The organism is Mucilaginibacter achroorhodeus (assembly GCF_007846095.1).
GTDB classification, from domain to species: domain Bacteria; phylum Bacteroidota; class Bacteroidia; order Sphingobacteriales; family Sphingobacteriaceae; genus Mucilaginibacter; species Mucilaginibacter achroorhodeus.
The window spans coordinates 803,957-826,827 of sequence record NZ_VOEI01000001.1 but is presented as its reverse complement, the minus strand read 5'-3'; the positions used below and the strand labels follow the sequence as shown (position 1 = coordinate 826,827).

Genomic DNA, 22,871 nt, shown 5'->3' with positions numbered 1-22,871 from the left:
TTAAAACCTGATGAATTTATCTATTTGTTCGTTGGTGTACTTACGCGTATCTTCTTTGTAGAGGTTACCATCGGCATCCATTTCAGTACGGATGGATGGGATGTGCAATTTCAGCGGCATCACATGCAGGTTTAAATAATGGCAAACGCCGGTAAAATGATCAATACCGCGGATGTTGCCATACTTGCCGGATGAAAGGCCCACCAACGCCGCCTTTTTATCGTAAAAGCTTTCCGGAAAACTGCAGGCATCAATAAAAACCTTAAGCACACCCGGGAAACTGCCGTTATACTCGGGTATGATGAACAGGAACTTTTCAGTAGCGGTAACCATTTCCTGTATGGGCGTAAAGACCTCGCTGCGTTTGCCGTAAAGGTCTGTCTCTATTAAACTGCCGGGAAGTTCTAACAATGAGAACAGCTTGGCATCCATTCCTTTTTCTGCAAGCTGCCGCTGGTAATATTGCGCCAGTTTAAGGGTAGAACTTCCGGGGCGGTTGGTAGATGCTATGATTGTTATCATTTTTTAGAGAGTAGAGATTTGTGATTGGAGATTAGTTTCTATTGCGATTGGAACGTTCATAGATTGCTGTAAATAAATCACATGCGACCCTAATCTCTATTCTCTAATCACTAATCTTCCAAACCCAATTATGTTTGTAAGTTGGCAAAACTGTTAATTTCTCAATTGTTTTAATCCGTATCTTTAGCGGCGGATAAAAAACAGTACAAACATAGAAATTTATGTGCCTGTTTTTCGTTGATAAAAAACCGCAGTTTATATAATTTTTTGGAGATAAAGAATGAGTAAAATTATTGCATTAGCCAACCAGAAAGGTGGCGTTGGAAAAACTACGTCTTCTATCAATCTTGCAGCAAGCCTGGCCGTATTGGAGTTTAAAACCCTTTTGGTTGATGCCGACCCGCAAGCCAACTCAACTTCTGGTATTGGTTTCGATCCTCGCAATATTAAGAACAGTATATATGAATGTATCATCAATGAGATCGATCCGCATGATGCTATTCAGAAAACAGATACACCTAATCTCGACCTCTTGCCTGCCCACATTGACCTGGTAGGTGCCGAGATAGAGATGATAAACATGGAAAGCCGCGAGTACAAAATGAAAGCGGTTTTAGACAGCGTGCGTGATGAATATGATTTTATCATCATTGACTGTTCTCCATCTCTGGGTTTGATCACCATTAACGCGCTAACAGCGGCAGATTCAGTTATTATTCCTGTACAGTGCGAATACTTTGCATTAGAGGGATTGGGTAAGCTGTTAAATACTATTAAAATTGTACAGTCGCGCTTAAATACGCAACTGGCGGTTGAAGGTATTTTGTTAACCATGTACGATGTAAGGCTTCGCCTGTCAAACCAGGTGGTTGATGAGGTACGCACCCATTTTGAGGATATGGTATTTGATACCATTATACAGCGCAACACCCGCTTAAGCGAAGCGCCAAGTTTTGGCGTATCGGTAATTATGCACGATGCCAATTGTAAGGGTGCCGTAAACTACCTTAACCTTGCCCGCGAGATCATCCGCAAGAACGGCTTGGTTAAAGACGAAGAACTGGCCACCGTAACCGCTTAATTTAATTTATGAGTACAGAGAAAAGAAACGCTTTGGGTAAAGGCCTTAGTGCTTTGTTGAATGATACCCCGAGCGTACTTCCTAATAAAAATAACGAAGCACGGCAGGCCGTTCCGCGCCCGGTATCTGAGGTGGATAGCCTTGGCTCCATTAACGAAATAAAGATCAGCGAGATCGAGGTCAATCCTTTTCAGCCTCGTACCGAGTTTGACGAACAGGCCCTTGCCGATCTATCAGCGTCAATAAAATTGCAAGGACTGATACAGCCCATTACCGTACGTAAAGTTAGCGCACATGCTTATCAGTTAATATCAGGCGAGCGCAGGTTGCGTGCATCGAAACTGGCCGGCCTTACGCAAATACCAGCGTACGTACGCACTGCCAATGACCAGCAGATGCTGGAGATGGCTTTGATAGAAAACATACAGCGCGAGAACCTGAATGCCATTGAGGTTGCCCTAAGTTTTCAGCGGATGATAGACGAATGTAGCCTTAAACAGGAAGAGCTTGGCGACCGTGTAAGTAAAAACCGCTCTACTGTAACCAACTACCTGCGTTTGTTAAAGTTACCGCCAAGCATACAGGCTTCGCTGCGCGATAATGAGATAAGTATGGGCCACGCCAAAGCGCTTTTAGCCGTTGAAGACCCTGCTGCGCAATTGTATATCCATCAGCAGATCATCAAGAATGAACTTTCTGTACGTAAAGCGGAAGAACTGGTTAGGGAAATACAAAAAGCACCCACCAAAAAAGAAGGTAAACAGCCTGAAGACCTGCCTTATCAACTTAGAAAGATACAGGATGACCTAGCATCAAAGTTTAGCACCAAAGTGCGCTTAAAAGTTAATAGCCAGGGCAATGGATCAATAGAAATACCGTTCTTATCCGAAGACGATCTGGGCCGTATATTGGAAATGCTGGATTGGTAAACCACTATCATGATCAAAAAACTTTTAGCTACCTTGTTTCTTGTAGGATTTGTAACCCTTGCTATGGCCCAAACGGCCGATACATTGGCTGCAAAAGCAAAGGCAGATACCCTGCCTAAAGCCAACCCTAAACAGGAAGTTTTTAAGCCCAAAATTAAAAAAGAGCCAGCGTATCACCCTGATAGTACGCATAGCCCAAGCCTTGCCGTGCGGCGATCTTTGATCATACCCGGCTGGGGCCAGCTATACAATAAAAAAGGTGCCTGGTGGAAAGTTCCGGCTATTTATGCCGGTTTAGGTGCATTAGGTTATTCAATAGTAGATAGCTACAAAAATTACAAACTGTTTCTGGCACTTACCCGTATCAAAAATACCGGTGGGATACCTCAACCCGGCGATCTGTATTATGCAGATTACATAAAATATCAGCGCGAAGTTGCGCTTTATGCCAACGCAAACTCCACCCAATTGCAGGAGGCATCAAGTAACTATCAGCGTAACTTCCAGATCAGTATCCTAAGCGTTTTAGTGGTATGGGGTGTACAGGCCGTTGAGGCCTATATCGAGGCCAAGTTTATTAACGCCTATACGGTTGATGATAACCTGTCATTCAAAATTAGCCCTGCCTTTATTAATCAGCCCATGTATGCGGCAACCTCAATGAGTTCTTATATTCCAGGATTAAAAATTACATTTGCGCTATAAACACTTACACAAATGAAGATAGCACTGTTAGGCTATGGCAAAATGGGCAAAATGATTGAGCAGATAGCCCTTAGCCGCCGGCATGAGATAGTCCTGAAGATAGACAAAGATAACATCGATGAATTAACCGCCGAAAATCTTCAAAAGGCTGATGTAGCTATCGAATTCAGTACCCCATCAACAGTGTTAAGCAACATTGAATTATGTTTTAGTGCAGGTGTGCCTGTAGTTGTAGGTACCACCGGCTGGCATAATGAGATGGAGCAGATAAAAGAGCAGTGCGAGTTCAACAACGCATCGCTTATATACGGCACCAATTTCAGCGTAGGTGTAAACATCTTCTTCCACGTAAATAAGATGCTGGCGCGTATCATGAACAATTACCCTTATTACGAGGTACAGGTTGAAGAGATACACCATACGCAAAAGCTTGATTCGCCAAGTGGCACCGCCATTACCATTGCCGAAGGTATTATAGACAACCTTGAAAGCAAACAAAACTGGAAAAATGTACTGGTAGGCGATGATCACCCTAATACTGAAGTAACGCCGGCTAACGAGGTTTTGATAGAATCGTTACGTATTGAGAGCGTGCCCGGTACACATACCGTTATTTACGATTCGGAGGTTGATACCATTGAATTTAAGCACACGGCACACAACCGCAACGGTTTTGCCTTGGGTGCAGTGTTAGCTGCCGAGTGGATACAGGATAAAAAGGGCTTTCACTCTATTGAAGAAATGTTTGATTTTAATAAGTAGTAATTAACTTGCTGCGAAAAATATAAGTAATGAACTGGAAATTTTGGAGAAAGAAACAAGAACACGCTAAAAAGAAAAGCGCCACCCGCGAGTGGACCGAGGCCATCATTTTTGCGGTTGTTGCTGCTACTTTGATACGTACGCTTTTTATAGAGGCTTACACCATACCTACCCCATCAATGGAACGCTCGCTTTTAGTTGGCGATTTTCTGTTTGTAAGCAAGGTTAATTACGGTGCACGCACACCCATGACGCCTATTGCATTCCCTTTTGCACACCATACCATGCCTATCATCGGCACAAAAGCTTACTGGGATGGCGTTAAGTTGCCATACTATCGTTTGCCGGGCTTGGGTGAGGTAAAAAAAGGCGACGTGGTTGTGTTTAACTATCCGATGGAGGCTGATTCGCCGTACTTTAGGCCGGTTGATAAACGAGAAAATTACATTAAACGCTGCCAGGGCGCTCCCGGCGATACGCTCAGGTTAATAAACGCACAGGTGTATGTAAATGGTAAAGCTGCGCCTAACCCTCCGGGCGAGCAAACCGACTACACCATTAAAACAACCGGTATGGAAATCAACCCGGATGTTTTGTCCGACCTGGGTGTATCTAATTATGAAGGCGCCCCGCCAACCATGACCAAGGCAACAGCCGAAGAAGTTAAACGCATTAGTAATGTACAGGCTGTAACGCCTAACGTTAAACAACCGGGTATTGCAGATCCTTTTAACCCTGTTTTCCCGGCTGCTTATCCTAAATACAAACTTAATCCTAAAAATAAGGATTATGACTGGAACGTTGACAATTACGGCCCTATCATCATCCCTAAAAAGGGCTGGACAGTTAAGCTGGATAGCCTTACACTGCCGCTTTACGGCCGTGCCATTGAGGTTTACGAAGGCAATAAATTGAAGATAGAGAACGGTAAGATATTTATCAATGATAAGGAAACTACCGCCTATACCTTTAAAATGAATTATTACTGGATGATGGGTGATAACCGCCACGACTCATTAGACTCGCGTTACTGGGGCTTTGTTCCCGAGGACCATATTGTTGGTAAGGCGCTGTTTGTATGGATGAGTTGGGATGATAATGCTTCCTTCTTCCACAAGATACGCTGGAGCCGCTTGTTTATGGGCATCCACTAAAACCTTAAGCCTCGCTAAAAGCGGGGCTTTTTTATTGAATTTATAATAGTTTAAGCAGATTGTTAAATTCGGACTACCGGGCGCCAAAGCCCTAATTAATGATGCTTGAAGAACGCCAGGTAGATCTGTTTGAAGATATGATACGCCGCAAAGGAGAAAAATAAAATGGCGATCCCGGTATCTATCAAACGGTTACTTAATTCAAATCTCTTCTTAATGTAGCCTGCAAACTTGGCATACAAAAACAACGCAATAAATGCCCCGCATGCCGAACCAATACTGAAGATCACTAAAGGAAATTTCTGATCTAATATCCACTCATGCGTAATAAGATAAGTGCCGGTTACCATCCAGAACGGAATTTGCATAGGGTTAAGAAAGCCCAGCAGGATGCCGTATTTGATTGCAGCATGATCTGAATAAGTGGTTTGCATAGGTTTATTGCGGTTTCGCAATGCAACTATTCCTAACACCATGAACAGGACTACCATTACCCAATCTATAATGGTATCTAAACGAACCTGCTCAGATAGCCACCTTGCACCAAGCATCACAAAAAAAGTAAAGAAAAACTCAACGCAGGAGAAAGCGATGATAAACTGAAGCGCCTGTTTCATCCCACGGTTAATGGTGATCTGGGCGAGGGTAAGATTTATGTTTCCGGGGGGTATGTACCCTATAAAATTGGCAATAATGCCAATGAAAAAGGTCAGGAATATCATTGGCGTAAAGATATGTTTAATAGTTAAATTAAAAGCTTATCATGTTAACGAATTAATTGGTGGGTTGTTAGTTGGGGAGCGTTGACATTCTGCTCATTGCCGCAGGGGCTACTTCTTTTGTCTTGATACAAAAGAAGCAAAAGATCAAGTCAGCAAAGAGGCTTCTTCCGCACAAGCCATTGCCCTGCAAGCGCGCAGAACCACGGTCTGCAAAATCTTGCCCCTAATTCGTTTGCTCTCATCCCCCGCTTCAGGCAAGTATTGCTATGCCCCTACCAACACACAAGGCCGCTATTGTTCTGCCCGCTTTCGCCCCGAAGCTTTTTTGCTGACAAGGAGAATATAAAAGTAAAAAAGTATGAGATAAATATCGTGACGAACCTAACGTAACCGAACTCATGCGGCCTTCGCAAAAGGCGGTAAGCACAGGCATTGCTTAAGCAGAAACTTAAAAGCATTTTGCGGCAGCCGCGAGTTTTCTTTTTGGTACTTTTTCTTTTGCGGAAAAAGAAAAAGTACATCCACAAACGATTCACAAAATCACTGCTATTCCTAACGAAGAACAGAACATAACTATAATAAGCTAAATACGGCCAGGGTGCATTATTAACGTTACTCTCAAAAAATCGCATATTTGCAAACTATGCCCGAAAGAATTGTATCACTACTGCCTGCCGCTACGGAAATTGTTTGTGCACTGGGATTGGAAGACCGTTTGGTTGGCCGCTCGCATGAGTGCGATTACCCGGAGAGCGTGCAACAACTGCCCGTATGTTCTGAAGCGAACATTCCTGATGGCTTAAGCAGTGCCGAGATTGATGTGAAGGTAAAGGAAATACTGGCAGATGCACTATCTGTTTATACTGTAAAGCGCGAGGTGATCAAAAGCCTGCAGCCTGATGTGGTGCTCACCCAGGCACAGTGCGAGGTCTGCGCCGTTAGTTTGCCCGAGGTGGAGCAAGCCCTTGCCGATTACCTGGATGAGCCTGTACAGATCATCTCCTTACAACCCAATGGTCTTGAAGAAATTCTTAACGATATCAAACAGGTTGCCGGTGTTTTAGGCGTAGCTGATAAAGGCGAGCAACTTTTAGAAGACCTTACCGAACGTATCGACATCATCCGCCATAAGCTGAAGTTTATGGAGGTAAAACCTACCGTAGCCTGCGTAGAATGGCTGGAACCCATGATGATCTCCTGCAACTGGATCCCCGAGCTGGTTAGCATTGCAGGCGGCACGCCAGTACTGGCCCAGATAGGCAAGCATTCACCCTATGTAGAGTGGAGCGATATTGTATCTGCCGACCCGGATGTTCTCCTACTGATGCCTTGCGGCTTTTCTATTGAGCGCACGATGCGCGAAGTTGGTTTGTTGTTAGCGCAACCAGGCTTTGCTGAGCTGAAAGCGGTTAAGAACAACCGGGTATACATTGCTGATGGCAACCATTATTTTAACCGCCCCGGCCCAAGAATAGTAGACTCGCTGGAGATATTGGCCGAGATTATCCACCCTAAACAATTCATCTTTGGGAATGAGGGTAAGGGCTGGGTAAAATTCGCACTTTAAAAAATATTTTAAAAAGTAGGTTATTGCGCTGGTTTACTGGTTATATTTACGGTTAAAACAAACCTGAATTAGCCATGCGCCGTATTATCGCCCTAATTGTTATTGCGTTTGCAAATGTTGCCGCCTTTGCTGCCGTCCCGGTTTTTAATGTTAAAAACTTGAGCCTTACCTGGGAGGTGGTTGATAATAACTACAAAAACAAACAGCAATCGTTAACGGCACTTATCATCACCAATAACGGTACGGAAACACTGCCTGCCGGTGGCTGGAAGATCTATTTCAATTCATCTCGCAATTTTATTGCAGATGCTGTTAGTGGTAATGCCAAAGTATTGCAGGTAAACGGCGACCTCTATAGCATTATCCCAAACCAAAACTTTAAAGCCATTAAACCCGGCGAAAGCGCCCGTATCGAATACATCTGCGAAAACGTTGTGATTAATTATACCGATGCAATTGAAGGCCCTTACTTTGTTTGGGATGCCTCGCCTGATAAAGGCTACCTTCCCGGCAACTTCATCATCAAACCCCTCGACCCCAAATATCCCGGCCTGGTTACGCCCGAGGTTATTTACAATCAGAATAAAAGTATTATTGATATCCCTGCTGATAAACTGCCGAAGATAGTCCCGCTGCCGTTGAGCTACCAGGAAACAGAAGGTATGTTTAAACTCGAACCAAGTACAAAGGTTATTAGCGCCGACCCTCGTTTCGCTAAAGAGCAGGCCAAACTGAGCGCTTTTTTAATGAAGGCCTTTGGTATGCAGTTTACGTCGGCATCTGCAAGCAACACCATAACGCTGGGTTACAAAGTTGGCTTCGGTAAAGAGGGTTACGAGTTGAGTGTTAAGCCTAACGCCATCCAAATAAACGCCACTACTGCAACGGGTATGTTCTACGGTATACAATCGTTAAAGAACCTTTGTCCATCCGCAGTATATGCCGATAAGCAGAAAAGTATGGACATCCCATGCGTAGAGGTTAAAGACTCTCCCCGCTTTGGCTACCGTGCCGTGATGTTGGATGTTGCGCGTAACTTCCAGAACAAGCAGCAGGTACTGCGCCTGTTAGATCTGATGGGTGCTTATAAACTAAACACCCTGCACATGCACCTTACCGACGATGAGGGCTGGCGCATAGAAATTCCATCACTGCCCGAGCTGACTTCCGTAGCCTCAAAACGCGGCCACACGCTGGATAGCAAGAATTTTTTGCCGGCCTCGCACGGCTCCGGTCCGGATTTTAGTAATCCTGCCGGTACGGGTTTTTATACCGTTGCCGATTACATCGAGATATTAAAATACGCCAACGACCGCCACATCACAGTAATGCCCGAGATCGAGACTCCCGGCCATGCCCGTGGTGCCATTAAAGCCATGCAGGCGCGCTACAATCGCCTGGTAGCTGCCGGTAAAAAGACCGAGGCTTCGAAATATCTTCTGTATGATGCTGGTGACCAATCGGCATACCGTTCGGTACAATATTGGAACGATAATGTGATAGATGTTTCGCTGCCATCAACCTATACTTTTGTTGAGCGCGTGGTTGATGATCTGGTTGCCATGTACAAACAAGCAGGTGCTCCGCTGCCAGTGATCCACTTTGGCGGCGACGAAGTGCCTGCACATGTTTGGGAGAAATCGCCGGCCTACGAAGCGCTTAAGAAAACTCATCCCGAAATAAAAAATACCGGCGACCTATGGTACTATTTTTACGGCCGCGTGAACAACATTCTTAAAAAGAAAAACATTACCCTTGCCGGTTGGGAAGAAATGGCATTGCGCAAAACCACGCTTGATGGCCGCCCGGCTTACGTACCCAACCCACAGTTTGTAAACGAGGGCATGCAGGTTGATGTCTGGAACAACGTACTGGGCGATGGCCAGGAAGACCTTGCTTACAAATTGGCAAATGCGGGTTACAAAACCGTGCTTACCTGCGTTACCAACCTGTACTTTGATATGGCCACCTACAAAAGCTGGGACGAACCCGGCTATTACTGGGGAGCATTTTTGGGTATAGATAAATTCTTCTCGTTTATCCCTTTCGATTATTTTAAGAATACGGATGTGGATAAGAACGGCAAAGCTATTGACCGCCGGATGTTTGTAGGCAAACAGCGCCTTACAGATTATGGCAAAGAGAACATTATAGGCCTGCAGGGTGCGCTTTGGGCCGAAACCGTTAAAACTCCGCAGCAAATGGAATACATGATATTCCCCAAGCTGATTGCCCTGGGCGAACGTGCCTGGGCCAAAGACCCTGCGTGGACAACTGAGCTCGACTCGGCCAAAGCCAAACAAATGTATAACGAAGATTGGAGCCGATTTGTGAATGTGCTGGGGAAACGCGAACTGCCGCGACTGGCCTACGAGGGAGGCGGTTATGCATTTAGGATACCTAAGCCCGGTGTTATGCTTAAGGATGGCAAGTACTACGCAAACGTGCAGTACCCCGGCATGGTGATCCGCTACACCACCAACGGCGCCGAGCCAACCGCCGAGAGTCCGCAGTATACCGGCCCGGTTGATGCCACAGGTACAGTTAAGTTCCGTGTGTTTGATGCTAAAGGCCGCGGCGGCAACATCGCCCAAGAAGCGGAAAATGATAAACCGGCGATATAAAAGCCTCACCCCAAACCCCTCTCTCCAAAGGAGAGTGGCTTATAACATCATTCCTTCACGCGTCATTGCTTCGTGCCTCGCAATGACGCGTTTATTTGCTGTTGTCCTGGATAATTCAAAAAACTTACTACCTTCCATTTCATCATGATTGCTCATTTTATTCAGCATCGAGGTAAAGGACATTTGGTTTTGGCTGCTCCATTGATTGTTGGTGTTATACTTTTTGTATTTACTGATGCAATTGGCCACGGTGAGAAATACGTACGCCCGGCAACTTTTTTTATTTCAGCAGCTTTTGTTTGGTTCTATGATAAAGGGCCCCTGCTGCTGCAGCTCGGTCGCAATGTTAACCGCGGGCAAAATACCTTAATGTGGATAGACATGAAGTTTTGGGCTATTCCGCTTGCTATAGCAGGAGCTATATCGTTAGCCGTGATAAAATAAAATCAAATTTCCCCCTCTCGAGAGGGGCCAGGGGTGTGTTTAAACGCGGTGCTTACCATAAGATACACACCCCATCAACGAAGGTACTAAGTGTTATTTGGTGCTACCCCTCTCAAGAGGGGACTGTCGATGGTGCAATCACTTCCCCTCTCGAGAGGGGCCAGGGGTGTGTTTATACGCCATGCATAATACAAGATCTTCAAACACTCTGTCATGGTGAGCCTGTCGAACCACACTATCCCGCTTACAGGTCTTCGACAAGCGCAGACTGACAATCTCACATACCAAACACTTAACTATTTGCTAAAAATATTAGCAAATATAAGCCATGGTTGTTACCTTTGTTTAAAAGCGATAACCACCATGAGCACTACCGAACAACTAAGCCAAGAGCGCCTGCAACTCCTAAGCGAAGCCCTGGAACTGCTGGAAGACATGAAAATAAAAATGGCCCTCTTTGAGCGCCAATACTACAGCAAATTAAAGGCAAAGGCGGAGAAGGTGGGGAGGAAAGGGTAAATATATCTGAAAATCAGGTGTTTTTACGGTAGTTACAATCAAAAATTAATGGTATTTTCATGAACCTAATTAATTATCATGGAATTGAACCAATACCAAAAATTGGCAAAAGAGTACGACCAAAATCCTAACGAAAAAATAATGAAAAGTTATATTATACCGTTATTTGGTGTAATTGGCGAAAGTGGAGCATTAATTTCAGAATTTAAAAAATCCTTTCGTGATAAGGCGGCTCACACTAAATTTAAAGCGAACGTAGAAGAAATATTAGGCAATATACTTTGGTATGTAGCCAATGTTGCAAGTAAATTAAACTTGGAGCTTGATGCAATTACTTCTAAAAATTTGCAAAAAATCAAAGAAAGATTTCCAAAATCAGGCGAAATTATTTGTGTCACCGAACTGTTTGACCAAAATTATCCAGACAACGAAAGACTCCCTCGAAGAGTAATATTACGATTTGAAGAGGTGAATGACAACGATAATAGAAAAGTCAAAATATTTCTTGATAACCAGGAAATCGGCGATGCATTAACAGATAACTCTTATGAAGATGATGGCTACAGGTATCACGATGTCTTTCACTTTGCATTTGCTGCTGTATTGGGCTGGTCACCGGTAGTGCGAGCGTTGACAAGATCAAAAAGAAAAAGCAATCCAAAAATTGATGAAATAGAGGATGGCGCAAGAGCAGCTATCATTGAAGAAGCAATTAGCGCTTTTATTTATCAATACGCCAGGGATCACAATTTTTATAACGGAATAGATAAGGTAGACAATTTTTTAATTAAAACGATTAGAAATTTGTCATCAAATTTGGAAGTATCTGTATGCAGCGTTTCCGAATGGGAAAAAGCAATTCTTGAAGGTTATGGCGTGTTTAGAAATTTAGTAAAGTTTAAAGGAGGAAACGTTCTGGTTGACCTTGACAATAGAGAGATACAATTTTTAGGAAATGCCGAAGTTAATTGAATCGGACACATGTTTGTCTGCTTGGCGTGATGCTTGTCAAGAAATTATAAAAGATGGAGATGGTTTTAATATGTTAGTTCATATCAAAAACCCACAGTTAATAAATGATAATCATCTTAATGAAATTTTGAATTCTAAAATAATAACGAAACAGAAATTACAAGATGTTGCAAATACAATTTTTCCTGAAAAATTATATAAACGAAATCAAGGTGATTTACATAAGTTTTACGACTTGCATGAGAGTTTGTATAACAGAGGAAAGCGTTTAAGAAAGAAAAATAAAAGTAGGTGGGGTAACTACTTTTTAAGATTTACTAAGTTTGGCCACGATAAAAAAAATCAGATACAGAAAATAATTCAGGATATTAATAAGAGACCTAATAATCAATCGTCGTGTTATATTATGCACGTGTCGTCAATTGATTATGATAGTAATACAAGAATTATAGGAAATCCTTGTCTTCAGTATGTTCAGTTTGCGCAAGTTGGTGATATGTTAAATCTAACTGCAATTTACAGGAATCACGATTTTTTAGAGAAGAGTTTGGGGAATTACATAGGATTGTCAAAACTATTGGCATTTGTTTGTGAAAAGACAAATTCTAAAGTTGGCTCTATCACATGTCATTCAATTCACTTTTATTTGAATCAAAAGCGAGAAGTAAAGAAGTGTCTTGATTCATTAACATGGTAAAAAGTTATGATCAGTTTTAGTGAGTTTGATAACTTATGTATGAAAGTCCAGTCTTGCATTTTATGTACTCGCATGTGCGATAGCTTAAAAGTACTTAACAGATCCAGCGGATCTTTAAATGCAGAGATTATGTTTATTGGAGAGGCACCAGGAAGGCTTGGAGCTGACAGCAGTGGCATTCCTTTTCATGGTGATAAAGCCGGGCATAATTTTGAGGATTTACTTAAAATAGCAGATATAAATAGGTCAAATATTTTCGTCACTAACGCTGTTCTGTGTAATCCAAAAGACGAGGCTGGAAATAATTCAACTCCAACAAAGCAAGAGATTATCAATTGTGCAAATTTTTTGGCGGAACAAATAATACTTATAAACCCCAAAATTGTTGTTACTCTTGGTAGAGTTGCTTTAGAGAGCTTAAATTATATAAGCGAGCATAAACTTTCGCTTAAAGATTCTGTGCGGTCATCCAACAGTTGGTTTAATAGAATATTGATACCTTTTTATCATCCCGGCCAGCGTGCAATGTTGCATCGCAGTATGGCAAATCAGCGATCAGATTATCAATTTCTATCTGAGGAATTAAAGAGATTAAATAAAAATCATTTTAAAAAAAATTTGCCAGCATCGAAATTAGAGGTCGCTGCAATTATTAATTATCTATTTCAAAGAAAGAACACTTACACATATTTTGCCTTACATAAGCTTTTTTATTTAATTGAGTACAACAGTATTTTGATATTTGGAAGGCGATTAACTAACTCCTATATCATACGTCAGAAGGATGGACCTTACTGCACAGATTTGCATTTGACTAAGATTAAAAAAGCGTTACCATTCATAGGATCGAAAATATTGAGTAATACCAATATTTTATTATTCAAAACTTCTGTCGAGCTATTTGATACTTACGAACATTTAGAACTTGAAGATGGAGTAAAAAGATTTATTGATCAAGTTCTTGAAAAGCATGGCGACAAGAGTAACATTGCTTTAAAAAAAACAGTATATTTTTCGAGACCGATGAGGGATATTCTTATGGCCGAGAGAGATAACAAGATAAACCTTTACAATACACCTATCTTATAGTTCCGCTTCGGAAAAATAGCAATGTTAAGTTTTTTTCGTTACCAAAAAAGGCCCCTGCGTACACAGAGGCCTTTCATATTTTATTTCAAAACTGATTACCTATTTTTCACCAGCACATAGGCTTTGGCCCATTTGTCGTGCCAGGCTTGTTTGCGGTCGTCCCATAGTACCCACAGGTAGCCGATGAACAGTGCCGTGCCCGATACAATTTTGCCAATGTTGCGGGTTAGCGCCCTAAAGAAGCTAAGTCTGCGGCCGTCGGCATCAACCACCGTAAGCCTGAAAAGCTTTTTACCCAAACTACCCTGCAGCGGCGAAAACTCGCAGATGGTGTGGTACATGGCCATCACCAAAAAGGTGAGCAGGTTAAACTGCATCATGGTGCTCAGGTCGTCAACCGTGGCACCGCCGTTCATGGCACGTTTGTATATGGCATCAAAACTCTCCGGTTTCAGTAATGCTATCGGGTACGACATAATGAACGAGTCGGCAATGTAAGCCAGCAGGCGCCAGCCAAATCCCGCCAGGTTATCTTCGGTAGGGAAGTAGTAACCACGCGCCTCAAAATAATGGAACAACTCCGGCAGGTCTGATGCACGCTGCCAGTCGGCCGCATTAGGGCTTAGTATCAGCGTGTCGGCATCAATATCGGCCTGCATCAAGTCCTTAAGGGTAAAGGGGCCTTCCTCGGTTTTATCTCGTGCTATGTAGTAGTTCTCTTCCATTTGTGCAATTGTTCTGCGCCTATCATGAGTTTAGCGCATACATAATTATATTGACGCCAAATTTAGTGTTATCCTCGGCTAAAAAGCGCTTATTTCTAAAATCGTAATCCCACTCGCAGCCGTAGTCCTTGCTGCTGTACAAAACGCCTATGCGGCCGTTTATCTCAATGGCTTTAAGGTAATCGTGCACCAGGTCGTCGCCCCAGCCGTTCAGCTCAAAGGATGTGGTGGGCGGGCCTTTCTCAAATTTAAAGAAAGAGCTGTACAGCTTATGGTTATTGGGGATCTTCTTTAACGCCGTTGGGCCGAACAGGGCTGCCATCTGTGCTTCGAAAGATTTAGCAAAAAGTCCGTCGATATCGTGGTTGCAATCGTCAGCAAAAACAAAGCCCCCGTTTTGCACATACTGCTTAAAGTTGGCTTTCTCCTTTGCATCAAACTGCACCAGCTTATGCCCGCTGAGGTAGCAGAAGGGATAGTTAAAAATATCGTCGCTGCTTAGCGGGATCACCTTTTCCTGCGGATTAAAGGCAACGGTGGTATATTCCAGCAACGAGTTAAGCAGGTTTGATGGCATGCGCTGGTCGGTATCCCAGTCGCCGCTGTGGTAACTGAGCCTTGTGAAAGTAAATTTTTGCGCCTGTGCCATTGCGGTTAAAATTAACACAAATATTTTGCCCCGATCAGTGCAGATGCCGCAGCCGTTGTAAAGTTTTAGATACTTAGCGGCGTGGTTATGCTAAAATTGCGGTGAATAGCTATCTTGTGGACTCACATGCCTCACCCCGGCCCTCTTTAAAGGAGAGGGAGTTTATACTCCCTTAAAGATAGTTCCCTCTCCTTTGGAGAGGGTTAGGATGAGGCTTTTTACAAAAATGCAACTAACTGAACAACAAATTAAATCCCTCCTGGCCAAACTGCCGGCGTTAAAAACCGAGATACAAAAGGTAATTGTGGGGCAGGATGCCATACTGGACGAGCTGCTGGTGGCTTTCCTGGCGGGGGGCCACTGCCTGCTGGAGGGCGTACCCGGACTGGCGAAAACGCTGATCGTAAAAACCATGTCGCAGGCACTGCAACTGGCTTTCAGGCGCATACAGTTCACCCCCGACCTGATGCCTACCGACATCATCGGTACCGAGATACTGGAGGAAGATCATGCCACGGGCAAGCGTTTCTTTAAGTTTAACAAAGGGCCGCTGTTCGCCAATATCATCCTGGCCGATGAGATCAACAGGACGCCACCCAAAACGCAGTCGGCATTGTTGGAGGCCATGCAGGAGTTTGAGGTAACCTACGGCGGGCAAACCTATCCGCTGGATAAGCCCTTCTTTATACTGGCTACCCAAAACCCTATTGAGCAGGCCGGCACTTACCCACTGCCCGAGGCACAGTTAGACCGTTTTTTATTGTTGGTGAAAATAGGCTACCCAACCGAACAGGAAGAGTTTGAAGTATTGAACCGCACCACCGGCATCCGCAATGCCGATGTGCAGGCCGTTATCTCTGCAGAAGAGATCATTCAGGCCCAGGCGCTGGTAAGGCAGGTAACCATCAACGAAGATCTGACAAGGTATGTTAGTCAGCTGATACGCGCCACCCGGCCAGATACCAGCGCGGTAAGCTACGTAAAGGAATGGGTACGCTGGGGCGCAGGGCCCCGCGCAGGCCAGGCTTTGATACTGACCGCCAAAGCACGCGCACTGTTAAAAGGCCGCTATACTGTTTTAATGGAAGATATCCATGCCATGGCACCGGCCGTACTGCGGCACCGCATCCTGATGAACTTCAGGGCCGAGGCGGAAGGTATAAATTCTGATAAGGTAACGGAGCAACTAATAAAGGTTGTAGAAAGGAAGGGTTCTTTATAAATCATGTCATTGCGAGCGATAGCGCGGCAATCTCAGAGGATAAGCACGCTGACCTGCCTGTAAGATTGCTTCGTCGTTCCTCCTCGCAATGACATGGCTTTTTACCCAATAAAATATCACCATGCTCAACCCTAAAACATTAACCACCATAAAGGATTTGCCGCTGCTGGCGAAAACGGTTGTTGATGGCTTTATGAATGGGTTTAACAGGAGCACGCTTAAGGGGCCGGGACTTGAGTTTTCTCAATACCGCAGCTACCAGCCTGGTGACGACCTGCGCTGGCTGGATTGGCGCATGTTTGCCCGCAGCGATAGATATTACATCCGCGAATCGGAGACAGAGACCAGTATTTCGGTGCGTTTCCTCGTTGATGCCAGCGCATCAATGAACCACGATGATGACGGAATAGCCAAGATAGCTTACGCCAAAATGCTGGTGGCTTCGCTGGCATGGCTGGCCAACCTGCAGGGCGATGCTGTAGCGCTAAATGTTTTTCAGGATGGCAAGCTATTCTCGCTGCCGTCCAAACCCGATCCGCAGCATTTGCAAAGGTTGTTCTACCATTTGGAGCAGGTAAAACCGGGCGGACAATTCACCCAGCCAGCCCACTACAAAGAACTCTTCGCCGATAATGGCCGTAAGGAGTTATTGGTATTTATCACCGATATGTACCAGGCCAATGGTGAGATATTCTCATTGCTGAATACGCTTGCTGCCTTAAGGCATGAGATCATCGTGTTTCATCTGATGGGGCAAAACGAGCTGGACTTTAACTTTAAAGGCTACACCACACTGGAAGATATGGAAACGGGCGAAACCATCCAGGTGAATGCCCAAACTGCAAAAACCGTCTATAAAGAAAAGCTAAAACAACATCTTGACGTCATTAAGGCTGAGCTGCTTGGCAAACGCATTGCCTATCGCATGCTCAGCACCTCCCAGCCGCTTGATGAAGCCCTGAGAGAATTTTTGGTCCAACGCAAAAAGGGGTTGGTACAATGAATTACGGGACCATTTATAAACAATTAAAGAAAGTCCTCTCCTTCGGAGAGGATTTAGGAGAGGCTTCTTGATGCAATTTCTTTCCCCCATATGGTTTATCTCATTGGCAGCGCTAAGCATCCCGCTGATGATATACCTGTGGAATATCAGGCCGGGAAAAACATTGCGGGTAGGCAGCATATCGCTCATCAGCGAAGCCTCAAAAACAAGTAGTCGTAGCCTTAAACTGCTGGAGATACTCCTGCTGATATTACGTTGCCTGCTGCTGGCTTTGATCGCCTTTTTTTTAGCGAAGCCTGTTTGGGAGAAGATGGTTTCTGCCTCCAAAGCCAAAGGCTGGGTGCTCATCCCGAAAGAGAATTTTAAAGAAACCTACACCAGATTTAAACCGCAGGTAGATTCGCTCATCAGTAAAGGTTACGAGTTTCATTATTTTAATAAAGGTTTTGAAAAGCGCGACAGCACAAAGCAACAAGCCGATACCTTATCTAAATCTAATATCAACTATTGGGGCCTGGCTAAGCAGCTTGAGGAAAGCGGGCAAGGCAGGGAGGTTTACATCTTCAGTCCGAATTTTAAAAAGCATTTTAAGGGTAGTAAGCCAAAAGTACGCCTTAATCTAAAATGGCAAACCTACACCCCGGCAGATTCCGTAAGTCGATGGGTAGCCTCTGCTGCTTTAACAAATGATGGCAGCATCAGAGTAACCGATGGCTCAAGCACACCTAATGGCACAGTGTACACCACCACCACACTGAAAAGTAATGGCGATCCTGCTCACACCGTCCGCACCCAAAGCGGGCGGACAAGCATTAGTCTCAATGGCAGCAATAACGCACCTGTTACGGTTGACACCACCACCCAACGCATTGCCATTTATACCGATAGATATCCGCTGGATGTGCAATATTTAAAAGCTGCGCTTGATGCTGCTACGGCTTTTAACGGTAATAAAACAATCATCAAACAATACAGCAATCAAACAATACCCGGCAACCAAACCTGGCTGTTCTGGTTAGCAAACAAGCCGGTGCCCGCGGCATTGGAGAAAACAGCCAAACATGTTTTAGCTTACGCGGACGGCAAGCCCACAGATGTAAATTCATGGATAGAGCCGGGGCATATCGCTTTAAAAAAACGTATCGCTATGAAGGAGAATGGCACACAATCTATCTGGGTGGATGATTACGGTGACCCTATTCTTTCATACTCCCCCTTCAGGGGGCTGGGGGGCCTCTACACCCACTTTAACCCGGCCTGGAACAACCTGGTTTGGAGCGATGATTTCCCGGCGATGATGTTAAAGTTGCTGTATCAGCAAACCGCCAGCCAACCAAACAGTGATGACCGTCGTATCCTTACTGATCAGCAAATACAGCCTGATGTGATTAAGGCTGCTACGCCCACATCTCCTTATCGAGCAAGCGAACAAAAGGATGTTTCCGGATATTTTTGGCTGTTGCTGATGCTGGTCTTTGCTGCAGAACGTGTGTTGAACTTTAAACTTAAACAACAGGAAAATGGCTGAGCAGGCAGGCTTACATAAAATACGAAGCCTGCGCAGGCGATGGGTAACCTACCAGGTGCTGGAGGTCGTGCTTTTTGCAGCCTACGCCGCTCTGTACGCAGGTGCTATTGCCTATTATTTGATCTCGCCGAAATTACTTTGGGGGATGCTGATATTCCCGGTTGCCTTGCTGTTGATATTGCTTGTGCGTAAGCCCTGGCAAATGTCTGATAAAAAGATAGCCGCGTTCCTAAATAAAGAATATCCTGAGCTGGAAGAAAGTACCCAACTGTTGCTGATACCAGCACAACAGCAAAACACCCTTCAACAATTAGCCTCCGCAAAGGCTGCGGAAACTTTGAGCAATTTGAACGTGTCGCACAAGCCATTTGCAAAGAAACTTGTTTTTGCTTTTATCGCTTTGCTGGTGGCAACAGGCTTCATCTGGGCCATGGGTAAATTGTTCCATGTAGACAAGATCTTTTACACCCACGATCGCGATGTGGCCTTCTGCGCTCCCGAAAAACCCGAAGTGCTGCTGCCTCAGGTTAAGGGTGTGCATATCACGATTACGCCACCGGCTTATATCAGCCGCACACCGTTCACCTGGGATAAATTCAACATCACCATAAACGAGAATGCAAGCCTGCGCTGGCAGGTAAAAACCAACGTTCGGGTCAAAGCACTATCCCTCATTTTTAACGATATACAGGAACTGAAGCTTCAACCTTCGGTAGATGGCACCGAGTGGACGGGCATCAAACAACTGAACAAACCAGGTTTTTACCAAGTAAAGGTGGATGGCAAACTGTCTGACCTTTATCGCATCATCGTTTTAAAAGATGCCCCGCCGATTATCCATATCAAAACGCCGAAGCCCTACACTTACATTGATGCGGGCGAAGCACAGCGGGTAAACATTAACGCTACGGTTGATGACGATCATGGCATCATCAACGCGCAGCTTGTTGCAACCGTAGCCAAGGGTCGCGGCGAAGGCGTTAAGTTTACTGAATATAAAATTCCGTTTGCGGAAGAATTCAGAGGGCAGAAAACTAAATACGAACTTGCTAAATTGATAGACCTGCCATCCCTGAAAATGGAGCCGGGTGATGAGCTTTATTTTTACTTGCAGGCGCAGGATACCTACCATCAGCAAAGCCGCTCTGATGTGTTCAGGGTGAGCATACAGGATACTGCTGAATTGCTGAACATGACCGGCATGGTAGCAGGATCGAGCCTGAAGCCTGAATTTTTCAGGAGCGAAAGGCAGATCATTATAGATGCCGAGCAGTTACTGAAAGATAAGGATAGCATCAGCGTAGAGAAATTTAACATCCGCAGCAATAACCTGGCGATAGACCAAAAATTGCTGCGCCTGCGTTATGGCAAATATTTAGGAGAGGAAGCAGAGGACGAGATAGGCAAAGGCAATAATGACCTGGATAACCCGGAAGATTTTAGCAATGCCAAAAAGATACTGAAAGAGTACACAGACGACCACGACAATGCCGATGATGCCGGTTTGTTTGAACCGGCCATAAAAGCCCAGCTTAAAGCCACCCTTACCGAAATGTGGAAGGCCGAACTGCAACTGCGCCTGTACAAACCTGCCGCCGCGCTGCCTTTTGCGTTTAAAGCACTGCGATTATTGAAAGACCTGCAGCAAAAATCCCGCGCTTATGTGGCAAAAACGGCTTACAACTCGCCACCGCTAAAAATGGAAAAGCGATTGAGCGGCGAATTGGACAATGTGACTTCGCCAACTGATAAGCAGGAGATAAAAGCCGCCTCGGATGGGCAAGCAGCACTGCGTACCGCCGTTGCCGTATTACAAAACCTTAAACAAGGAACCACGCCTAATGCAGCGCAAAAACAATCCCTCCAACTGGCAGATCAAAAACTGAGCGAAAATGCCTCGGCGCAACCGGGTGTTTATCTGCCAGCATTAAATGCCATGAGGCGTATCCTTGCTACATCCGCACCCAAACGCACGGACATAGAGCTGGTTGAACGTGCCATTCAGAAAAGTTTATCGCCACTGAATACCGCGCCATCTTCGGCACAGTCGCCTGCCGATATGGGGCTGTCCAAGCAATATTACAAGAACCTTAAATCGCTCAACCGTTAATGCAAAGCCTGCCCCCATATCTTGTAATTACGGTTTGCGCCATTGCTGCCATCATTTTCGGCTGGCTGGAGATCAAACGGCGTAAAAGATCGTGGATAGGGTTACGCCTGGCGGCTGTTTTAATAGCCGTTGTGGCTTTGGCGTGCATTGCCTTGCCACTTAAGTACAATACTACTCGAAATATCGATAAGGCTCAAAAACACATCTTACTCACTCCCGGCTTTGCCAAAGACAGCTTGCCTACTGATGCCAATATTCACTTTTACACCTTAGATGCATCTGTAAAGAAAAGGATGGCAAAAGCAAAGCTGCTTACAGGTTTGGACGAATTAGGCGATTCGATAGGGTTGCATATTTACGGCGATGGTTTAAAGCCATATCAATTAGAACAGTTGGAGGGAGTACCTATCGCTTTCCATCCATCATCTAAACCGCACGGTGTAATTGCTGCAAGTTGGCCGGAGAAAGTTAAAGCTGGCGATAATTTGCAGGTACAGGGCTTGTATAACAATATATTGAACAAAAAAATTAAGTTAACCTTAAAAGGATCGGCAACGGCTCTTGATTCTGTCACTATCGAACCAAGATCTGAGGCTAAATTCAACCTTTCGGCTAAGCCAAAAGCCACTGGTGAGTTAGTTTATCAGTTATATGTCGATACTGCTTTGCAGGGTGATGTTCCGGTGCAGGTTATTCCTACTAAAACGCTTAAGGTATTGATGCTTTCGGCTTCGCCGGATTTTGAAACCAAGTTTTTAAAGAACTGGTTGGCGGGTAACGGCTATGCCGTAGCCATGCGCACAGTTATAAGTAAGGATAAATACAATACCGAGTTTATCAATTTGCCACAAGCTAACATCAATAGCCTGTCAGCAACCATCCTTAATAAATTTGATGTGGTTATTGGTGATCTGTCTGTTTTGGCTTCACTGAACCCGGCAGAAGCAGCAGTGCTTAAACAGCAGATAAATGATGGCGGCTTGGGTGTCATATTACGGGCAGACAGTACTGATAAAAAAACGTGGCTGCAAAACGGTTTTGCTGTCGATAGGCCATCCGGCAAGGAAGCTTCGCCGGGTTTTATTAGTATCGGCACCCAAAAGAGCAGATCGGGTAAATTGCCGGTTGGGGCCGCATACATCAACCATAATAACGGTACGCAGGCTTTAGCTAAAACAGGTGCTAAAACAGTTGCTGCCATAGCGCAAGCGGGCGCAGGGAAGGTTGTATTTAATATCGTCAACAACAGCTATAGTTGGGTATTAGGTGGTGACAAAGAAGACTATGCCTGGTACTGGTCGGCGCTTATCAGTAACGCAGCGCGTAAAGCAGAACCAGATCCGTTAAAAATAACCTTCTCCTCACTTCCTGTTACCGGCGAACCGGTAAAATTCAATATTGATCGTGGCGATAGCGGCCCCATACTTATCAACAACGAACGTGTTGCCCCAGAGCAGAGCCAGTCCGTCCCGTTCTTGTGGTTTGCGGACGGACAAACAACGGCTCCCGGCTGGCAAACATTGCAAAGCGGTGGCCATTCGGCCTTATGGTATGCCTATCCGGGCGACCAATGGCTGGGCATACAATCCGCTCAAAAAATTGCCGCTACTACGGCTTATCAATCAGCCCATCCTATATTATCTGATGTAACAAAACAGATACAAGAAAAAATTAGGATTGACGTGCCAAAAATTTATTTTTATATGCTGCTGCTTGCAGCTTGTACTTTCCTGTGGATCGAGGCTAAGCGCCTCACCTAAATCCTTTCCAAATGAGAGGACTTCAAATGCGGAGAATAAACCCTTTCATTTGGAGAGGGCAGGGAGAAGCTTTTTACACTGTGTTTT

At 44.7% G+C, this 22,871-nt stretch carries 21 protein-coding genes; 17 read left to right on the top strand and 4 right to left on the bottom strand.

Features of this window, described 5'->3' with window-relative positions; all coding sequences use genetic code 11:
* Positions 1–522: an NADPH-dependent FMN reductase gene (locus tag FPZ42_RS03885; protein ID WP_146269160.1), complete on the bottom strand. Its 522-nt coding sequence runs from the start codon at positions 520–522 to the stop codon at positions 1–3.
* A 280-nt stretch (positions 523–802) separates the two neighbouring features.
* Between FPZ42_RS03885 and FPZ42_RS03880 the strand changes: the two genes are divergently transcribed.
* The 5 genes from FPZ42_RS03880 to lepB are packed head-to-tail and all read left to right on the top strand — an operon-like array spanning position 803 to position 5,153.
* Complete coding sequence (locus FPZ42_RS03880) at positions 803–1,603, top strand: ParA family protein (RefSeq protein WP_146269159.1); 801 nt, start codon at positions 803–805, stop codon at positions 1,601–1,603.
* An 8-nt stretch (positions 1,604–1,611) separates the two neighbouring features.
* Positions 1,612–2,532: a ParB/RepB/Spo0J family partition protein gene (locus FPZ42_RS03875; protein ID WP_146269158.1), complete on the top strand. Its 921-nt coding sequence runs from the start codon at positions 1,612–1,614 to the stop codon at positions 2,530–2,532.
* A gap of 9 nt (positions 2,533–2,541) precedes the next feature.
* Positions 2,542–3,237, top strand: coding sequence for a DUF5683 domain-containing protein (locus FPZ42_RS03870; RefSeq protein ID WP_146269157.1), 696 nt, complete (start codon positions 2,542–2,544; stop codon positions 3,235–3,237).
* A gap of 12 nt (positions 3,238–3,249) precedes the next feature.
* The gene (gene dapB, locus FPZ42_RS03865; RefSeq protein WP_146269156.1) at positions 3,250–3,999 is read left to right on the top strand and encodes a 4-hydroxy-tetrahydrodipicolinate reductase; all 750 of its coding nucleotides are present in this window, start codon (positions 3,250–3,252) and stop codon (positions 3,997–3,999) included.
* A gap of 29 nt (positions 4,000–4,028) precedes the next feature.
* Positions 4,029–5,153 (top strand): signal peptidase I, encoded by a 1,125-nt coding sequence (lepB, locus tag FPZ42_RS03860; RefSeq protein WP_146269155.1) that lies wholly within the window; start codon positions 4,029–4,031, stop codon positions 5,151–5,153.
* Between the two features lie 95 nt (positions 5,154–5,248).
* Here the strand turns inward: lepB and FPZ42_RS03855 are convergent, their stop codons facing one another.
* A complete protein-coding gene (locus FPZ42_RS03855; RefSeq protein ID WP_146269154.1) occupies positions 5,249–5,875 on the bottom strand; it encodes a LysE family translocator in 627 nt (208 codons plus the stop codon).
* A gap of 643 nt (positions 5,876–6,518) precedes the next feature.
* On the opposite strand from FPZ42_RS03855, the gene FPZ42_RS03850 reads away from it, so the two are divergent.
* The 7 genes from FPZ42_RS03850 (at position 6,519) to FPZ42_RS03825 (ending at position 13,787) form a co-directional block, all read left to right on the top strand.
* On the top strand, positions 6,519–7,442 hold the full coding sequence (locus FPZ42_RS03850) for a cobalamin-binding protein (protein WP_146269153.1): 924 nt from the start codon (positions 6,519–6,521) through the stop codon (positions 7,440–7,442).
* Positions 7,443–7,516: 74 nt separating this feature from the next.
* Positions 7,517–10,066 carry a family 20 glycosylhydrolase gene (locus FPZ42_RS03845; RefSeq protein ID WP_146269152.1) on the top strand — a complete coding sequence of 850 codons (2,550 nt, stop codon included), beginning with the start codon at positions 7,517–7,519 and terminating at the stop codon, positions 10,064–10,066.
* Between the two features lie 144 nt (positions 10,067–10,210).
* Positions 10,211–10,510, top strand: a complete 300-nt coding sequence (locus FPZ42_RS03840; RefSeq protein ID WP_146269151.1) for a hypothetical protein — start codon at positions 10,211–10,213, stop codon at positions 10,508–10,510.
* A 363-nt stretch (positions 10,511–10,873) separates the two neighbouring features.
* Positions 10,874–11,029, top strand: coding sequence for a hypothetical protein (locus FPZ42_RS19110; RefSeq protein WP_186458674.1), 156 nt, complete (start codon positions 10,874–10,876; stop codon positions 11,027–11,029).
* 78 nt (positions 11,030–11,107) lie between these two features.
* A complete protein-coding gene (locus FPZ42_RS03835) occupies positions 11,108–12,001 on the top strand; it encodes a nucleoside triphosphate pyrophosphohydrolase family protein (RefSeq protein ID WP_146269150.1) in 894 nt (297 codons plus the stop codon).
* On the top strand, positions 11,985–12,698 hold the full coding sequence (locus FPZ42_RS03830) for a thymidylate synthase (protein WP_146269149.1): 714 nt from the start codon (positions 11,985–11,987) through the stop codon (positions 12,696–12,698). Before FPZ42_RS03835 ends, FPZ42_RS03830 begins: the two co-directional genes overlap by 17 nt.
* Before the next feature lie 6 nt (positions 12,699–12,704).
* On the top strand, positions 12,705–13,787 hold the full coding sequence (locus FPZ42_RS03825; RefSeq protein ID WP_146269148.1) for a uracil-DNA glycosylase family protein: 1,083 nt from the start codon (positions 12,705–12,707) through the stop codon (positions 13,785–13,787).
* A 95-nt stretch (positions 13,788–13,882) separates the two neighbouring features.
* Here FPZ42_RS03825 and FPZ42_RS03820 read toward each other — a convergent pair whose 3' ends face one another.
* Positions 13,883–14,512, bottom strand: coding sequence for an RDD family protein (locus tag FPZ42_RS03820; protein WP_146269147.1), 630 nt, complete (start codon positions 14,510–14,512; stop codon positions 13,883–13,885).
* A 22-nt stretch (positions 14,513–14,534) separates the two neighbouring features.
* Entirely contained in the window at positions 14,535–15,161 is a 627-nt protein-coding gene (locus tag FPZ42_RS03815) for a DUF4159 domain-containing protein (protein WP_146269146.1), read from the bottom strand.
* Positions 15,162–15,387: 226 nt separating this feature from the next.
* Here FPZ42_RS03815 and FPZ42_RS03810 point away from each other — a divergent pair, with 226 nt between their 5' ends.
* The 5 genes from FPZ42_RS03810 (at position 15,388) to FPZ42_RS03790 (ending at position 22,784) form a co-directional block, all read left to right on the top strand.
* The gene (locus tag FPZ42_RS03810; protein ID WP_146269145.1) at positions 15,388–16,383 is read left to right on the top strand and encodes an AAA family ATPase; all 996 of its coding nucleotides are present in this window, start codon (positions 15,388–15,390) and stop codon (positions 16,381–16,383) included.
* Positions 16,384–16,504: 121 nt separating this feature from the next.
* A complete protein-coding gene (locus tag FPZ42_RS03805; protein WP_146269144.1) occupies positions 16,505–17,386 on the top strand; it encodes a DUF58 domain-containing protein in 882 nt (293 codons plus the stop codon).
* A 70-nt stretch (positions 17,387–17,456) separates the two neighbouring features.
* Entirely contained in the window at positions 17,457–18,914 is a 1,458-nt protein-coding gene (locus FPZ42_RS03800; RefSeq protein ID WP_146269143.1) for a BatA domain-containing protein, read from the top strand.
* On the top strand, positions 18,907–21,024 hold the full coding sequence (locus FPZ42_RS03795; protein WP_146269142.1) for a hypothetical protein: 2,118 nt from the start codon (positions 18,907–18,909) through the stop codon (positions 21,022–21,024). Before FPZ42_RS03800 ends, FPZ42_RS03795 begins: the two co-directional genes overlap by 8 nt.
* Positions 21,024–22,784: a hypothetical protein gene (locus FPZ42_RS03790; RefSeq protein WP_146269141.1), complete on the top strand. Its 1,761-nt coding sequence runs from the start codon at positions 21,024–21,026 to the stop codon at positions 22,782–22,784. The genes FPZ42_RS03795 and FPZ42_RS03790 overlap by 1 nt, the downstream gene beginning before the upstream one ends.
* Positions 22,785–22,871 lie beyond the last annotated feature (87 nt).

Bases quoted from the DNA above. Each gene is read 5' to 3' on its own strand.
- FPZ42_RS03820 (WP_146269147.1), bottom strand. From the start codon at position 14,512: ATGGAAGAGAACTACTACATAGCACGAGATAAAACCGAGGAAGGCCCC.
- FPZ42_RS19110 (WP_186458674.1), top strand. From the start codon at position 10,874: ATGAGCACTACCGAACAACTAAGCCAAGAGCGCCTGCAACTCCTAAGC.
- FPZ42_RS03830 (WP_146269149.1), top strand. From the start codon at position 11,985: ATGCCGAAGTTAATTGAATCGGACACATGTTTGTCTGCTTGGCGTGAT.
- FPZ42_RS03850 (WP_146269153.1), top strand. From the start codon at position 6,519: ATGCCCGAAAGAATTGTATCACTACTGCCTGCCGCTACGGAAATTGTT.
- FPZ42_RS03855 (WP_146269154.1), bottom strand. From the start codon at position 5,875: ATGATATTCCTGACCTTTTTCATTGGCATTATTGCCAATTTTATAGGG.
- FPZ42_RS03825 (WP_146269148.1), top strand. From the start codon at position 12,705: ATGATCAGTTTTAGTGAGTTTGATAACTTATGTATGAAAGTCCAGTCT.
- FPZ42_RS03805 (WP_146269144.1), top strand. From the start codon at position 16,505: ATGCTCAACCCTAAAACATTAACCACCATAAAGGATTTGCCGCTGCTG.
- FPZ42_RS03815 (WP_146269146.1), bottom strand. From the start codon at position 15,161: ATGGCACAGGCGCAAAAATTTACTTTCACAAGGCTCAGTTACCACAGC.
- lepB (WP_146269155.1), top strand. From the start codon at position 4,029: ATGAACTGGAAATTTTGGAGAAAGAAACAAGAACACGCTAAAAAGAAA.
- FPZ42_RS03800 (WP_146269143.1), top strand. From the start codon at position 17,457: ATGCAATTTCTTTCCCCCATATGGTTTATCTCATTGGCAGCGCTAAGC.
- FPZ42_RS03880 (WP_146269159.1), top strand. From the start codon at position 803: ATGAGTAAAATTATTGCATTAGCCAACCAGAAAGGTGGCGTTGGAAAA.
- FPZ42_RS03835 (WP_146269150.1), top strand. From the start codon at position 11,108: ATGGAATTGAACCAATACCAAAAATTGGCAAAAGAGTACGACCAAAAT.
- FPZ42_RS03875 (WP_146269158.1), top strand. From the start codon at position 1,612: ATGAGTACAGAGAAAAGAAACGCTTTGGGTAAAGGCCTTAGTGCTTTG.
- dapB (WP_146269156.1), top strand. From the start codon at position 3,250: ATGAAGATAGCACTGTTAGGCTATGGCAAAATGGGCAAAATGATTGAG.
- FPZ42_RS03845 (WP_146269152.1), top strand. From the start codon at position 7,517: ATGCGCCGTATTATCGCCCTAATTGTTATTGCGTTTGCAAATGTTGCC.
- FPZ42_RS03840 (WP_146269151.1), top strand. From the start codon at position 10,211: ATGATTGCTCATTTTATTCAGCATCGAGGTAAAGGACATTTGGTTTTG.
- FPZ42_RS03810 (WP_146269145.1), top strand. From the start codon at position 15,388: ATGCAACTAACTGAACAACAAATTAAATCCCTCCTGGCCAAACTGCCG.
- FPZ42_RS03870 (WP_146269157.1), top strand. From the start codon at position 2,542: ATGATCAAAAAACTTTTAGCTACCTTGTTTCTTGTAGGATTTGTAACC.
- FPZ42_RS03790 (WP_146269141.1), top strand. From the start codon at position 21,024: ATGCAAAGCCTGCCCCCATATCTTGTAATTACGGTTTGCGCCATTGCT.
- FPZ42_RS03795 (WP_146269142.1), top strand. From the start codon at position 18,907: ATGGCTGAGCAGGCAGGCTTACATAAAATACGAAGCCTGCGCAGGCGA.
- FPZ42_RS03885 (WP_146269160.1), bottom strand. From the start codon at position 522: ATGATAACAATCATAGCATCTACCAACCGCCCCGGAAGTTCTACCCTT.